We start from the raw sequence: 15,300 nt of genomic DNA on the forward strand, positions 1-15,300 counted from the left end.
GGAAACCACAGGCCTGCACGGCCGCGAGGTCCCACGTCGAAACCATCGAACAAGGAGCACCACCATGATCCAGATCCGTAAGAGCGCCACCCGCGGCAAAGCCGACCATGGCTGGCTGAACTCCATGCACACCTTCTCCTTCGCCAATTACTACGACCCGCGCTACACCAGCTTCGGCCCGCTGCGGGTGATCAACGAAGACAAGGTGATCGGCGGGCAAGGCTTCGGCACGCACAGCCACAGCAACATGGAAATCATTTCCTACGTGCTCGGCGGCGCGCTGGAACACAAGGATTCGATGGGCACCGGTTCGGTGCTGCGCTACGGCGATGTGCAGCGCATGAGCGCCGGCAGCGGCGTCAGCCACAGCGAGTTCAACCATTCAGCCGATGAGACGGTGCACTTCCTGCAGATCTGGCTGTTCCCGGACCAGGAGAACATCGAGCCGTCCTATCAGGAAACCAACTTCAGCCCCGAGGACAAGCGCGGCCAGCTGCGCTTGATCGCCTCGCCGGACGGCACCGAAGGGTCGCTGCTGATCCACCAGGATGCACGCATCTACGCCACCATCCTGGATGGCGCACAACGCCTCAACCACACTCTGGCGAGCGGTCGCGGCGCCTATGTGCAGGTGGCGCGTGGCCAGTTGCAGGTCAACGGCATCACCTTGGAAGCGGGCGATGCGCTGCAGGTGCGCGACGAATCCCAGCTGACACTGGAAAACGGAAATGATGCCGAGGTGCTGGTGTTCGATCTGGCGCTGTAATGCCCCGCATTGGACGACGCGGCATCAAGAGCACAAAAAAAACGCCCGCAGACAGTATCTGCGGGCGTTTTCATATATGGCGGAGCGAGAGGGATTCGAACCCTCGATAGAGCTTTTGACCCTATACTCCCTTAGCAGGGGAGCCCCTTCAGCCGCTCGGGCATCGCTCCGGGGTGTTGCTACCGCTGGTGGAGGAGTACTCCGCAGCGGGGACGCGAATAATAGCTTTTTTCGCGGCCGGAGGTAAAGCCTTATTCAGCAGAATCTTCACTGCTGGTCGCAGCTTCATCACCGCGCTGGATGCGCTGGTAGATTTCCTCGCGATGCACGGCCACGTCCTTCGGCGCCGTGATGCCGATACGAACCTGGTTTCCCTTGACGCCCAGGACAGTCACGCTGACCGAGTCGCCAATCATCAGGGTTTCGCCAACGCGGCGGGTCAAGATCAACATTGTGGTAATTCTCCATGAAACCGTGTGGAAGGGTATCCCCCACCGGCCTGACGCGCCGTCAAGGCCCGCCCCACTACGAAGGGAAAAAGATTGCCAATGGTACCGTCAGCCCTCCCGCAGCTTCAAGGCGCGGAAGGGCTGCGGTTCATCCCAGACGCGGACGGACCCAGTCGATCGCCGCAGCCAGGGCAGTCGCAAGGGCGGGCCCGTCCTCGCCACCACCCTGGGCGAGATCGGGACGACCACCGCCCTTGCCCCCGATCTGACTGGCAATGTGGGACAACAGTTCCCCGGCCTTGACCCGGCCCATTGCACTGCCGTTCACGCCAGCAACCAAGGCGACCTTCCCGTCCTGCGCACCGGCCAGCAGGATCACCGCATCACCCAGTTGCTGTTTGAGGCGATCCACCGCATCGCGCAGGGCTTTTGCGTCAAAGCCCTCCAACCGCGCGACCAGCACCTTCACCCCGGACACGTCCACGGCCTGGCTGGACAGGTCTGCGGTGGCGCCGGCGGCGAGCTTGGCCTTCAGCGATTCCAGTTCACGTTCGAGCTGCTTCTGGCGCAGGATCTGGGTGCGGATCTTCTCCACCACGTCGCCCGCACTGCCGCCGAGCAGGCTGGCCGCTTCGGACAGGCGTGCTTCTTCGTCCGCGACGAAATCCAGCGCACCCTGGCCGGTGACCGCCTCGATGCGGCGCACGCCAGCGGACACACCGCCTTCGGAGGTGATCTTGAACAGGCCGATGTCACCGGTGCGGCTGACATGCGTGCCGCCGCACAGTTCGGTGGAGTAATCGCCCATTTTCAGCACGCGCACGTTTTCGCCGTACTTTTCGCCAAACAGAGCCATCGCGCCGAAATCGAGCGCTTCCTGCATGGCCATGTTGTGCACTTCCACGGCGTTGTTGATGCGCACCTGCTGGTTGACCTTGCGCTCGATGATCGCCAGTTCCTCGGCGCTGATCGGCTGGAAATGCGAGAAATCGAAACGCAGGCGGTCCGGCGCGACCAGCGAACCCTTCTGCTGCACGTGGGTGCCCAGTACTTCGCGCAGGGCCGCATGCAGCAGGTGGGTGGCGGAGTGGTTGAGGATGGTTGCGCCACGGCGCTGGGCATCGACCTGGCCGGCCAGCACGTCACCGATCTTCAGGCTGCCCTCGGCCAGGGTGCCGACATGGCCATGGAACTGGCCGGCGAACTTCTGCGTCTCGGTTACGTCCACGCGCACGCCAGCGGCCGACAGCACGCCGGTATCACCGACCTGGCCACCGGATTCGGCGTAGAACGGGGTCTGTTCGGTCAGCACGATCACCGCATCACCGGCGGCGGCGGCCTGCACCGGACGGCCGTCCTTCAGCAGCGCCACCACGCGCAGGCCATCGGCCTGCAGCGCGTCGTAACCGAGGAACACGGTCGGCTTCAGGGTGGCGACCAGGTCGGCCGGCAGGCTGACGCCGCCGCCGAACTTGCCCGCCGCACGCGCGGTTTCGCGCTGCTGCTCCATCGCCACGTCGAAGCCAGCGGTGTCCACGGTCATGTCACGCTCGCGCGCGATGTCCGCGGTGAGGTCCAGCGGGAAACCGTAGGTGTCGTACAGACGGAACGCGTCGACGCCGGGAATGATGTTGTTGCTGGCCTTGCCCGCGATGTCTTCGAAGATCTTCATGCCGGCGTCCAGCGTTTCGGCAAAGCGCTCTTCTTCGGCCTGCAGGGCGCGGGTGACGGTGTCGGCGGTGGCCGGCAGTTCCGGATAGGCCGCGCCCATCTGCTCGACCAGGGTCGGCACCAGCTTGCTGAAGAACGGCTGGCGCACGCCCAGCATCCAGCCGTGGCGCAGCGCGCGACGGATGATCCGGCGCAGCACGTAGCCACGGCCTTCGTTGGACGGCAGCACGCCGTCGACGATCAGGAACGAACACGCCCGGATATGGTCGGCAATCACCCGCAGCGACTTGTTCTCCAGGTCGGCCATGCCGGTCAGTTCGCTGGCCTTGCGGATCAGCGCCCGGAACAGGTCGATTTCGTAGTTGGTGTGTACATGCTGCAGGATCGCCGCCAGGCGCTCCAGGCCCATGCCGGTGTCCACGCAGGGGGCCGGCAGCGGCACCAGGCTGCCATCGGGCTGGCGATCAAACTGCATGAACACCAGGTTCCAGATCTCGATGAAACGGTCGCCATCTTCATCCGGCGAGCCCGGCGGACCACCGGCGATGTGGTCGCCATGGTCATAGAAGATCTCCGTGCACGGACCGCACGGGCCGGTGTCGGCCATCTGCCAGAAGTTGTCCGAGGCGTACGGGGCGCCCTTGTTGTCGCCGATGCGCACGATGCGCTCTTCCGGGATGCCGACCATGTCGCGCCACAGCGCGTAGGCCTCGTCATCGGTCTGGTAGACGGTGACCAGCAGGCGCTCGGCCGGCAGCTTCCAGACCTGGGTCAGCAGTTCCCAGGCCCAGGCAATGGCGTCCTTCTTGAAGTAGTCGCCGAAGGACCAGTTGCCCAGCATTTCAAAGAAGGTGTGGTGACGGGCGGTGTAACCCACCTGGTCCAGATCGTTGTGCTTGCCGCCTGCGCGCAGGCAACGCTGGACGTCGGCAGCGCGCACGTAGCTGCGCTTCTCCGCGCCCAGGAACACGTCCTTGAACTGGACCATGCCCGAATTGGTGAACAGCAGGGTCGGGTCGTTGCCCGGCACCAGCGGTGCCGACGGCACGATGGTGTGGCCCTTGCCCTTGAAGAACTCAAGGAAGTCGCTGCGGATCTGTGAGGTAGTGAATTTGGCGGATGCGGTCATGGGGGCTGGCAGTCTGCGTGCCGGAGGCGCCACCGCCTCCAGCCACACTGGCCAGGGTCGGGTTTCGGACCTCCGAAACGTTGAAGGGTAACAGGCCAGCGCCGCTCAGTCCTCTGCATCGAAGCGGGTGGCGCGGCGGATCGTGTCGCCATCGAACCCGCGACGGGCCAGCAGGTCGGCGGCCTTCCGCCGCTGCGGCAGGTCCTGCGGTCCTTCCTCGCCAAACCGGCGGCGTACCAGGTCACGGGCGTTGTCGAGGAAATCGCCCTCGTAGCTGTCCATCGCGGCGCTTATGGCATCACTGTCCAGCCCATGGGTGCCCAGTTCGGCCTGGATGTGGCGCGGTCCATACCCGCCATTGGCGCGGTTGCGCACCAGGAACTCGGCGAAGCGCTCATCGTCCTGCCAGCCCTCGCTGGTCAGCTTGTCCACCGCGGCCTGCGCCAGCTCCGGCTCGACGCCGCGCGCAACCAGTTTGCGTCCCAGTTCCTTGCGCGAATGATCGCGCCGCACCAGCAGGCCAAGCGCCCGCTGCAGGGGCGTCAATTCGGGCCGGCGGCGTTTACGTGCGCCCGGCGGGGCATCGGATTCGTCGTGCATGCTCATCCTTCACTCAGCGCCGTCCCTGACGCCACGCCTTCATCAGCGTGAAAATCCTGCGGGGCGGGACGACGTCACTGACGGCGCCGCCCTGCCCCACAGCATGTCTTACGCTTCGTCGGCGTCGTCTTCGTCGCCGGCTTCCTTCGGTGCTTCAGCCGGCTGGAACTTCTCGCGCAGCTCCGCTTCCAGGCGCTGGGCCACGGCAGGGTTGTCGCGCAGGTAGCCGCGGGCGTTGTCCTTGCCTTGGCCGATGCGCTCTTCGCCGTAGCTGTACCAGGCACCGGCCTTCTCGACCAGCTTGGCTTCCACGCCCATGTCGATCAGCTCGCCCTCGCGGCTGATGCCTTCGCCGTACAGGATCTCGGTGATGACCTGCTTGAACGGCGGCGCCAGCTTGTTCTTGACGACCTTGATCTTGGTCTGGTTGCCGATGATCTCATCACCCTTTTTGATCGCGCCGATGCGGCGGATGTCCAGGCGCACCGAGGCGTAGAACTTCAGTGCATTGCCGCCGGTGGTCACTTCCGGGCTCTGGCCCGGCATCATCACGCCGATCTTGTGGCGCAGCTGGTTGATGAACACCACCAGGGTGTTGGAGCGCTTGATGTTGCCGGTCAGCTTGCGCAGCGCCTGGCTCATCAGGCGGGCCTGCAGGCCCGGCAGCTGGTCGCCCATCTCGCCTTCGATTTCGGCCTTCGGGGTCAACGCGGCGACCGAGTCGACCACCACGATGTCCACCGAGTTGGAGCGCACCAGCATGTCGGCGATTTCCAGCGCCTGCTCACCGGTATCCGGCTGCGACAGCAGCAGGTCGTCGACATTGACGCCCAGCTTGGCCGCGTAGATCGGGTCCAGGGCGTGCTCGGCATCGATGAAGGCTGCCGTGCCGCCCTTCTTCTGGCACTCGGCGATGGCCTGCAGCGTCAGGGTGGTCTTGCCCGAGGACTCCGGACCATAGATCTCCACGACCCGGCCCTTGGGCAGGCCGCCGATGCCCAATGCGATATCCAGCATCAGCGAACCGGTCGGGATGATCTCGACGGGCTCGACAACGCGATCGCCCATCCGCATCACCGAGCCTTTACCGAACTGCTTTTCGATCTGGCTCAGGGCGGCGGCCAGGGCACGCTTCTTGTTCTCGTCCATCGTCTTGGTCCTTGGGGAAGTGGTCATCTTTTTAATCGTGGTCAACTCGGGTTCGGGGGTGACTGTAGCGGCAGCGCATCGCACAGGATGAGACGCGCGCCGGGCAAGTCGAACATTATCGCCGCAGACGTCAGCGGCAGCCGCCCCCGGGCATTCAACGGTTGGGTCGCAGCAGGCCGCAGTACAGGCCCTCAATGGCGAAATCCTGGTCCGGCAGCACTTCAATGGGGGCGTAATCCGGATTGCGCGGCAGCAGGCGGATACGATCCTTGCCGATCTTCAGCAGCTTGACGGTGATCTCTTCGTCGATACGCGCCACCACGATCTGCCCGGTACGGGCGTCGCGGGTACGGTGCACGCCGATCAGGTCACCATCGAAGATGCCTTCGTCGATCATCGAATCGCCCTGCACTTTGAGCAGGTAGTCCGGTGCTGGGGAGAAGAACACGCGGTCGAGCACGACGAAATCGTCCGAGCCGATGTCCGCGCCGATCGGCAGTCCGGCCGCGACACGGCCCAGCACCGGCAGGCGCAGCACGCTGTCATCCCGCGTCGGTTCGGCGATCTGCTTCACCGGCGGTGCCTGCACCAGGCGGATGCCACGGGCCTGGCCGGGAACGCGGCGAATGGCGCCGGCCGCTTCCAGCGCTTCAAGGTGATACTGCGCCGCGCGCACGCCCTTGAAGCCGAAGGCACGGGCGATTTCGGTCTGCGAAGGCGGTGCGCCTTCCGATTCGATGCGCTCGGCGATCAGCTGCAGGATGGCCTGCTGGGTTTCGGTCAGGTTCGTCGTGTCCATGGTTAGTAGTAATACTACTAACTCTTTCGTGTCGCAAGTGCCGTGCTGGATTACAGCGAACGGCGGCGCCCCTCGTGGTGGTCGCTGGAGCCAGTGTGTTGGGCAGGGCCGGGCGGGAGGGGTTGGTGGGGGACGGCAAAGACCGCATCCATGCGGGCCTCGTTTCGCGCCATCCATGGCGCTCAACGCCCCCACCAACCCCTCCCGCCCGGCCCTGACAGTCCGCGCGCGCGTCCCGCCACGTAGAAAAAAAAAGAAAAACGGTAGCGCCGGGACGTGTCGGGTGGAGGGAGCCCCTGAGTCAGGGGCGGCCGCGAAGCGGCGGGGTGTGGGTGTTGGTGAGGAGGGGCCCACGGTTTGCGCAGCAAAGCGTGGGAGCGGCAGCGCGAATGCGATGACGTGTTCCCGTCCCCCACCAACCCCTCCCGCCCGGCCAAACCCAGAGACCCGGCTGTAGCGCGACCCACCACGAGGGGCCTTGCCGCTCGCCGCCTCAGCGCCTGTGGCCGCTGCGCCATATCGAGAACAGGATCCACACCCCGCACAACCCGGCCCCGATGAAACCGCCCACGCCCAACACCAGCAGCCAGCGGCTGGAGAGCCCGCCTACGCTGTGCATCACGATCGATGAGCCGATGATCAGCGCAGCCGTCACGATACCCACCACCATGCGGTTGGCCGCCTGGTTCACCTGGTCGCCGAAGCCTTTCAGCGCATTGGTTTCGACCTTGATCTGCAGGCGTCCGCGGCGTGCGGCCTGCACCAGTCGGCGCAGGTCGCGCGGCAGTTCGCCGGCCAGCTCGATCATCCCCAGCAGACTACGCCGGCCGCGCTTGAGCAGCGCTCGCGGGGCATAGCGCTGCAGCACCACCTGCTCCAGGAACGGGCGTGCCGCGCTGGCCATGTCGAACTCGGGATCGAGCTGGCGGCCCATGCCCTCCAGCGTCAGGAACGCCTTGATCATCAAGGCGAGGTCGGCCGGCAGCATCAGGTTGTAGCTGCGCAGCAACAGGGTGATGTCGCTCAGCATCAGGCCGATGCGCAGGTCCTTGAGTGGCACGCCGCGATAGCGGTCGACGAACTGGCTGATGTCCTGCTGCAGCCGCCCTTCGTCCACCGCCACCCCGCCTGCCCAGTCCAGCAGGATGTCGGCAACCGCTTCGGGTTCCTGCTCCACCAGCCCGTGCAGCAGCTGCGCCACCTGGAAGCGACGCGACTCGGACAGCGTGCCGATCATGCCGAAATCGATCACGCCGATCCGGCCATCGCGCAGGTAGATGATGTTGCCCGGGTGCGGATCGGCGTGGAAACAGCCGTCCTGCAGCACCATCTTCAGCACGATGTCGGCACCCCGCGCCGCCAGTTGGCGGCGATCCAGTCCGGCCGCGTCAACCGCCGCCAGGTCCCGCCCGGCGATGCCATCGACGAAGTCCTGCACGTTCAGGCTTTCGCACGTCCACTGCCAGTGCACGGAAGGAATCAGGATGTCGGTGCGGCCGCCGAAGTCGCGCGCGATGCGCTCGGCGTTGCGGCATTCGGCGGCAAAATCCAACTCACGTCGCAGTGAGCCGGTGAACTGTTGAACGACCTCTGCTGGCCGGTAACGGCGCAGGTCGGGCAGCCGCGCCTCGATGATCTCCGCCAGCCGCGCCAGCAGCCGCAGGTCCGCTTCCACCACGTCGCGGATACCGGGACGGCGCACCTTCAACACCACCTCGCGGCCGTCGTGCAGGCGCGCACGATGCGCCTGCGCCAACGAGGCGGCCGCCATCGGCACCTCATCCAGCCAAGCGAATACCTGCGCCGGATCGCCGCCGACATCCCGTTCCAGCTGTTCGCGGATCTGCGCATACGGCAGCGCCGGAACCGCGTTCTGCAGCTCGGAGAATTCGGCGATCCAGTCGGGCGGAAACAGGTCCACGCGGGTGGCCAACACCTGGCCCAGCTTGACGAAGGTGGGTCCCAGTTCTTCCATCGCCCGGCGCACGCGCATCGGGGCGGTCAGCGGCGTGCGCTGGGTGTCGTCGCCCCAGTGCAGCAGGCGCCCCGCCCGCTCCAGCACGTCGGCCAGGCCGATCCGCCGCACCAGGTCGCCGAAGCCGTTGCGGATCAATACCGATGCGATTTCCTGCAGGCGGCCGAGATCACGGACAGTGCCGAGCGTTTCCCACATCGATGCATGCTCCAGGCTGTGCGAGCGCGCAGCATCTCACAGCTGGGCGAGCAGTCCGTTCAATGCCGCCGAAACGGTCTGGCGGCGGATCGCATCGCGATCACCGTGGAAGTGGAACAGCTGGGCCTGCGCATACCCGCCACGGCGTTTCCAGCCGATCCAGACACTGCCGACCGGCTTGTCATCGCTCCCGCCGCCGGGGCCGGCGATGCCGGTGACTGCAACGGCAATACCCGCACCGGAGTTGACCAATGCGCCGGACACCATCTCCAACACGGTTTCGCGGCTGACCGCACCGAACGCTTCCAGCGTCTGCGCGCGTACGCCCAACAGCCGCTGCTTGGCTTCGTAGCTGTACACCACCATGCCGCAGTCAAAGAACGCCGACGAGCCGGCGATATCGGTCATCACCTTGGCGATCCAGCCGCCACTGCAGCTTTCAGCGGTAACCAGCTGCAGGTTCGCTGCCTGCAGCGTGCGGCCCAGTTCGCTGGCCAGGCCGGCCAGCATGTCGTCGGTGGGGAGGGTCATGGGGCATTCCTGGAACGCGGGGTCAGCGTCCTTTTACTACGAAAAGGCACGCTGACCCCAACCGCAGGTGAAATCACCACTCCGGCAGCTTTTCCGGCAGCAATGCCTGGATCGCGGCCCCGTCTTCGCCGGCGGCCAGCTTCTCCGCCTCCGCGATCGGGATTTCCACCTGCAGCAGCCAGCCTTCTTCGTCCACGGTTTCGGCGCGGACCACTTCCAGCTGGTGCAAGCGCGCGCGCAGGCGCCCCTGCGAAGCGGGCAGGCGCAGCTCGCCGGTCACATGCTGCAGTCCCAGGCGCTTGCCCAGTGCCGCTTCCAGCACGTCCAGCCCGCGGCCGTCGCGCGCGGAAATCCAGACCCGCTCGCGGCGCGATTCATCGGGCACGCCGTCGTGGCCATCGTGACGCACCTCGGCCCCTTCAATGCGGTCGATCTTGTTGAACACCAGCAGCTGGGGCAGGTCGCCCGCCCCGATGGCGGCCAGTACTTCGTCCACCTGGGCGATGCGCTCTTCGCGGTGGGGATCGGCGGCGTCGACGATATGCAGCAGGAAATCAGCCTCGCGCGCTTCGGACAGGGTGGACCGGAACGCAGCCACCAGGTCATGCGGCAGGTCGCGCACGAAGCCCACCGTATCGGCCAGCACCACGTTGCCACCGGGCAGCGCGATGCGCCGCACGGTCGGGTCCAGGGTCGCGAACAGCTGGTCGGCGGCATAGGCCTCCGCGCCGGTCAACGAATTGAACAGCGTCGACTTGCCGGCGTTGGTATAGCCGACCAGCGCCACGCGCGGCAGCTCGCTGCGCAGGCGGGCGCGGCGCATCTGGGTGCGCTGCACCTCCACTTTTTCCAGCCGCTTCTGCAGCTGCTCCACGCGCTTCTGCAGCAACCGGCGATCGGTTTCCAGCTGGGTCTCACCCGGGCCGCGCAGGCCGATGGAGCCACCACGCTGGCGCTCCAGGTGGGTCCAGCCGCGGATCAGCCGGGTCGACATGTGGCGCAGCTGCGCCAGCTCGACCTGCAGCTTGCCATCGTGGCTGCGCGCACGCTGGGCGAAGATGTCCAGGATCAGCCCGGTGCGGTCGATCACGCGCCGCTCCAGGAACTTTTCCAGGTTGCGCTCCTGGCCCGGCGACAACGCGTGGTTGACCAGGATCAGGTCCGCACCGGTTGCGTCGGCAGCCGCCTTCACCTCGTCCAGCTTGCCGCTGCCGATCAGGGTGGAGGGATTGGGGCGGTCGATCCGCGCGGTGATGGTGGCCGCGATGCTGGCACCGGCCGAGCGTGCCAGGTCGCCGAACTCTTCGAGCACGTCCTCTTCCAGCTTGCCGAAATGGGGCTGGATCAACAGGGCGTTCTCACCCTTTTTCGAGCGATCAAACACGTACCACTCCAGGATTATTCAATGGATTCATCACCCGCCGGTTGGCCATCTTCATTGGCCTGCACGAAACCACCGCCCGGACCGAGCTTGACGTTGCGAGCCGGGACCACGGTGGAGATGGCGTGCTTGTAGACCATCTGGCTGACGGTATTGCGCAGCAGCACCACGAACTGGTCGAACGACTCGATCGTGCCCTGCAGCTTGATGCCGTTGACCAGATACACCGAAACCGGCACGCGCTCGCGCCGAAGTGCATTCAGAAACGGGTCCTGCAGCGATTGCCCCTTGGACATTGCTAACTCCTGATTATTGTTTTTATGGGTGTCGGCAGATGCCACGGCCCCCCAGCCGCCCACCGACTGGTCGATGGTACACGGCAGGCGCCCGGCACGCTTTCAGGACGCGACGAAGGCGGAAACCGCCGCCATCAACCGCTGCTGGTCTACATGGGGGTCGAACCAGCGCGCATCAAGCTCGCCGCGCAGCCAGGTCAGTTGCCGTTTGGCCAACTGCCGGGTGGCGAAGATCGCTTTGTCACGGAACGTGGCGGCATCATCGCGGCCGTCAAGGAACTCCCAGGCCTGGCGGTAGCCGACCGCGCGCACTGCAGGCAGGTCCAGCGGCGCGATCACCGCGGCCATGTTGGGCAGCGCTCGCAGGGCACGTACTTCGTCCAGGAAGCCCTTCCCCAGCATCGCATCGAAGCGCTGTTGGATGCGCTGGTGCAGCACGGTGCGGTCGCGCGGGGCGATCACCAGCTTCAGGGTCCGCACCGGCAGCCGCCCATCGCCGGGCAGCCGTTGCCATTGGCTGATCGGCCGGCCAGTCAGCCGGTAGACCTCCAGCGCACGCTGGATCCGCTGCGGGTCAGTGGCGTGGATGCGCGCGCCCGCTGCAGGATCCACCGCCGCCAGTTCGGCATGCAGTGCCGGCCAGCCGCGCTCGGCGGCCTCGGCCGACAGCTGCAGGCGGGTGGCCTCATCGGCCGGTGGCATCGGCGACAGCCCTTCCAGCAATGCGCGGAAGTACAGGCCGGTTCCGCCGGCCAGGATCGGCAGCTTGCCGCGCGCGATGATGTCATCCACGGCAGCGCGTGCGGCGCGTGCGAATTCGGCGGCGGAAAACGACTGCCATGGATCGCACAGGTCCAGCAGGTGGTGCGGCGCCTGCGCGCGTTCGGCGGCATCCGGCTTGGCCGATCCGATATCCAGATGGCGATAGACCAACGCCGAGTCGACACTGACGATCTCACCGTCCAGCCGCCGGGCCAGGTCGATCGCCAGCGCGGTCTTGCCGCTGGCGGTCGGTCCCATGACCGCGATCGCCAACGGCCGACGGTCCTCTGCCATCAGCCTTCGTCCGGCCAGCGGATCGCAGGCGCGGCGTCTTTCCGCGGCGCCGGCACGGCATCAACGGCCGCCCACACCTTCAAGGCATCCACGGTGGCGGCCACGTCGTGCACGCGCACGATCCGCGCGCCGCGCTGAACGGCCACCAGGTGCGCGGCGACCGATGCCGCCACGCGGTCGACAGGCAGCTGGCGGCCGGTCAACTCACCCAGCGTGCGCTTGCGCGACAGGCCGGCCAGCATCGGCACGCCCAGTTCCAGGAAGCGGTCCGAACGGGCGAGCAGGGTCATGTTGTGGTCCACGCGCTTGCCGAAACCGAAGCCCAGGTCGACCACCAGGTTCTTCTTCGCGATGCCGGCCATTTCAGCGGCGAAAAGACGCTGGACCAGGAAGCGATGCACTTCGGCCACCACGTCGTCGTACTGCGGGTCGGCCTGCATGCTGCCGGGCTCGCCCTGCATGTGCATCAGCACCACCGGCACGCCGGCGTCGGCCGCGGCGTCCAGTGCGCCGGGCTGCCGCAGCGCGTGGATGTCATTGATCATGCCGGCGCCGGCCGCCACTGCCGCCCTCATCACCTCCGGCTTGAAGGTATCGATGCTGATCGGCACCGTAGTGTGCGCGGCGAGCTGCTCGATGACCGGCAGGACGCGGCGCAGCTCTTCGTCCAGCGGCACCGGCGCGCTGCCCGGGCGGGTTGATTCACCGCCGATGTCCAGCAGGTCGGCGCCCTCTTCCACCAGCTTCAGGCCGTGCGCTACGGCCGCCTCGGTGCTGTCGTGCTGGCCGCCATCGGAAAACGAATCCGGGGTGACGTTGACGATGCCCATGACCCGCGCACGATCAAGGCGCAGTACGCGACCGGCGCAATCGAGCTGGGGAGAAATGTCGAACATGGCGGTCCCTCGAACGTAGTGACGGCCGCTGGCCGTCAACAGGAAATTCAACCGATCCGCCGGGCATGCCGCGGCGCGACCCGCCGTGATGGTCAGCGTCTGCGACGCTTGCGATCCAGATACAGCGTCTTGCCGATGCTGAGCACCACGCCCAGCGCGATGCCGACCACGCATCCGAGCAGCAGGTTGTCCAGGCCCAGGCCGACGGCCACGCCGACCACCGTGGCAATGACCATTTCAGCGGTATGGGAAATCGGCTCGGGCGGGGGCGTGGACATGCAGTTTCCGGTCAGTAACCAAACGTAGTCCTATTGTCCCGCAGCCGCCTCCTGCGTGCACGGGCTGGCTGAACGGAAAAAGCCGGGTTTCCCCGGCCTTTTCCCTCAACGCGCAGCAGCGATCAGATCTGCTCGGCCGGGCCGCTGATCGGCGGCACCGGACGGGCGTCGCCGCCCTTGTCGTTGCCACCGCCATTCTTGCCATCGTTGTTGTTCGACCTGCCCCAGCCCATCGGCGGCGGCGGATCGCGGCCTTCCATGATCGCGTCGATCTGCGGCGCATCGATGGTTTCGTACTGCAGCAGCAGCTGGGTCATCGCGTGCAGCTTGTCGACGTTGGCGGTCAGCAGCTCGGTGGTACGGGCATAGGCCTTGTCCAGGATGCTGCGGACTTCTTCGTCGATACGGCGCGCGGTGTCGTTGGACACGCTCTTGTGCTGGGTCACCGAACGGCCCAGGAAGACCTCGTCGTCCTCTTCACCATAGGCGATCGGGCCGAGGGTTTCGGACAGACCCCACTTGGTGACCATGTTGCGCGCCATCTTGGTCGCACGCTCGATGTCGTTGGAGGCACCGGTGGTGACCTTGTCGGCGCCGAAGATCAGCTCTTCGGCGACGCGGCCACCGTACAGCGAGCACAGCTGCGAATTGATCGCCACGCGGTTGATCGAGTACTTGTCACCTTCCGGCAGGTACATGGTCACACCCAGCGCACGACCGCGCGGAATGATGGTGACCTTGTAAACCGGGTCATGCTCGGGCACCAGGCGGCCGACGATGGCATGGCCGGCTTCGTGGTACGCCGTCAGGGTCTTCTCTTCTTCGCTCATGGCCATCGAGCGGCGCTCGGCACCCATCAGGATCTTGTCGCGCGCCCGATCGAAGTGGTCCATGCGGACTTCCTTCTCGTTGCTGCGCGCGGCGAACAGTGCCGCTTCGTTGCACAGGTTGGCCAGGTCGGCACCGGAGAAGCCCGGGGTACCGCGCGCGATCACCATCGGCTCGACATCATCGGCCAGCGGCAGCTTGCGCATGTGCACCTTGAGGATGTGCTCGCGACCCTTCACGTCCGGCAGGCCGACCACCACCTGGCGGTCGAAACGGCCCGGACGCAGCAGCGCCGGATCCAGCACGTCCGGACGGTTGGTCGCGGCGATGACGATCACGCCTTCGCCGCCTTCGAAGCCGTCCATCTCCACCAGCAGCTGGTTGAGGGTCTGCTCGCGTTCGTCGTGTCCGCCACCCAGACCGGCACCACGGTGACGACCGACGGCGTCGATTTCGTCGATGAAGATGATGCACGGCGCGTGCTTCTTGGCCTGCTCGAACATGTCGCGCACGCGGCTGGCGCCGACGCCGACGAACATTTCCACGAAGTCCGAACCGGAGATCGAGAAGAACGGCACCTTGGCTTCGCCGGCGATGGCCTTGGCCAGCAGGGTCTTGCCGGTACCGGGCGGGCCGACCATCAGCACGCCGCGCGGAATCTTGCCGCCGAGCTTGGTGAACTTGGAGGGGTCGCGCAGGAAATCGACCAGCTCGCCGACTTCTTCCTTGGCCTCGTCACAGCCGGCCACGTCGGCGAAGGTCACCTTGACCTGGTCTTCGCCCTGCAGCTTGGCGCGCGACTTGCCGAAGGACATCGCGCCCTTGGCGCCGCCACCGCCACCCTGCATCTGGCGCATGATGAACAGCCAGAAGCCGATGATCAGGATCACCGGCAGGAAGTTCATCAGGATCGCGCCCAGCGAGATGCCGCTGGACGGCTCCTGCTGGACGATTTCCACGTTCTTGGTGCGCAGCACGTTGATCAGGTCGCGATCGAACGGTGCGGTGATGGTGGAGGTCTGGCCGCCACGCGTGGTGTAGGTGATTTCGTTGGTGCCGCCGCGCATGTCGCCGGCGAAGGTCACCTTCTGCACCGCGCCGCTGTCCACCTGGTCCAGGAACTGCGAATAGGTCGCGCCCGGCGCACCGGCGCCGCTCGTTTTTGGCGAGAAGCTCTGGAATACCACCATCAGCACGACGGCGACGACCACCCATAGCAGGAGGTTCTTGGTCAAGTCGTTCATCCTCATTGGCTCCGGTATTCCTCTTGTGCGGGCTGGTGCATGGGTCGGGCTTGC

The 15,300-nt window shown here is 66.0% G+C and carries 14 protein-coding genes and 1 tRNA gene; 1 reads left to right on the forward strand and 14 read right to left on the reverse strand.

Annotated features, from left to right (window positions below; genetic code table 11):
• The first annotated feature begins 64 nt into the window (after positions 1-64).
• Entirely contained in the window at positions 65-766 is a 702-nt protein-coding gene (locus tag SOM47_RS02020; protein WP_320504622.1) for a pirin family protein, read from the forward strand.
• Positions 767-843: 77 nt separating this feature from the next.
• On the opposite strand, the gene SOM47_RS02025 is transcribed toward SOM47_RS02020, so the two are convergent.
• From SOM47_RS02025 to ftsH, 14 genes are all read right to left on the reverse strand, one after another.
• Positions 844-936, reverse strand: a tRNA-Ser gene (locus tag SOM47_RS02025).
• Positions 937-1,017: 81 nt separating this feature from the next.
• Positions 1,018-1,218, reverse strand: coding sequence for a carbon storage regulator CsrA (gene csrA / locus SOM47_RS02030; protein ID WP_042615469.1), 201 nt, complete (start codon positions 1,216-1,218; stop codon positions 1,018-1,020).
• 145 nt (positions 1,219-1,363) lie between these two features.
• On the reverse strand, positions 1,364-4,015 hold the full coding sequence (alaS, locus tag SOM47_RS02035; protein ID WP_320504623.1) for an alanine--tRNA ligase: 2,652 nt from the start codon (positions 4,013-4,015) through the stop codon (positions 1,364-1,366).
• A gap of 105 nt (positions 4,016-4,120) precedes the next feature.
• On the reverse strand, positions 4,121-4,615 hold the full coding sequence (gene recX / locus SOM47_RS02040) for a recombination regulator RecX (protein WP_042615467.1): 495 nt from the start codon (positions 4,613-4,615) through the stop codon (positions 4,121-4,123).
• Between the two features lie 108 nt (positions 4,616-4,723).
• The gene (gene recA / locus SOM47_RS02045) at positions 4,724-5,764 is read right to left on the reverse strand and encodes a recombinase RecA (protein ID WP_042615466.1); all 1,041 of its coding nucleotides are present in this window, start codon (positions 5,762-5,764) and stop codon (positions 4,724-4,726) included.
• A gap of 154 nt (positions 5,765-5,918) precedes the next feature.
• Entirely contained in the window at positions 5,919-6,563 is a 645-nt protein-coding gene (lexA, locus tag SOM47_RS02050) for a transcriptional repressor LexA (RefSeq protein ID WP_042615465.1), read from the reverse strand.
• A 493-nt stretch (positions 6,564-7,056) separates the two neighbouring features.
• Positions 7,057-8,736, reverse strand: a complete 1,680-nt coding sequence (locus SOM47_RS02055) for an ABC1 kinase family protein (protein WP_042614902.1) — start codon at positions 8,734-8,736, stop codon at positions 7,057-7,059.
• Positions 8,737-8,772: 36 nt separating this feature from the next.
• Positions 8,773-9,267 (reverse strand): CinA family protein, encoded by a 495-nt coding sequence (locus SOM47_RS02060; RefSeq protein WP_042614903.1) that lies wholly within the window; start codon positions 9,265-9,267, stop codon positions 8,773-8,775.
• A 73-nt stretch (positions 9,268-9,340) separates the two neighbouring features.
• The gene (gene hflX / locus SOM47_RS02065; RefSeq protein WP_042614904.1) at positions 9,341-10,651 is read right to left on the reverse strand and encodes a ribosome rescue GTPase HflX; all 1,311 of its coding nucleotides are present in this window, start codon (positions 10,649-10,651) and stop codon (positions 9,341-9,343) included.
• 14 nt (positions 10,652-10,665) lie between these two features.
• On the reverse strand, positions 10,666-10,944 hold the full coding sequence (gene hfq, locus SOM47_RS02070) for an RNA chaperone Hfq (protein ID WP_042614905.1): 279 nt from the start codon (positions 10,942-10,944) through the stop codon (positions 10,666-10,668).
• Between the two features lie 102 nt (positions 10,945-11,046).
• Complete coding sequence (miaA, locus tag SOM47_RS02075) at positions 11,047-12,000, reverse strand: tRNA (adenosine(37)-N6)-dimethylallyltransferase MiaA (protein ID WP_320504624.1); 954 nt, start codon at positions 11,998-12,000, stop codon at positions 11,047-11,049.
• Positions 12,000-12,896: a dihydropteroate synthase gene (gene folP / locus SOM47_RS02080; protein ID WP_320504625.1), complete on the reverse strand. Its 897-nt coding sequence runs from the start codon at positions 12,894-12,896 to the stop codon at positions 12,000-12,002. Before folP ends, miaA begins: the two co-directional genes overlap by 1 nt.
• 92 nt (positions 12,897-12,988) lie before the next feature.
• Positions 12,989-13,174: a hypothetical protein gene (locus SOM47_RS02085; RefSeq protein WP_042614908.1), complete on the reverse strand. Its 186-nt coding sequence runs from the start codon at positions 13,172-13,174 to the stop codon at positions 12,989-12,991.
• A gap of 122 nt (positions 13,175-13,296) precedes the next feature.
• Entirely contained in the window at positions 13,297-15,246 is a 1,950-nt protein-coding gene (gene ftsH / locus SOM47_RS02090; RefSeq protein ID WP_042614909.1) for an ATP-dependent zinc metalloprotease FtsH, read from the reverse strand.
• Between the last annotated feature and the right edge of the window lie 54 nt (positions 15,247-15,300).

Source organism: Stenotrophomonas sp. CFBP8980 (assembly GCF_034046095.1).
In the GTDB taxonomy this organism is placed as follows: domain Bacteria; phylum Pseudomonadota; class Gammaproteobacteria; order Xanthomonadales; family Xanthomonadaceae; genus Stenotrophomonas; species Stenotrophomonas lacuserhaii.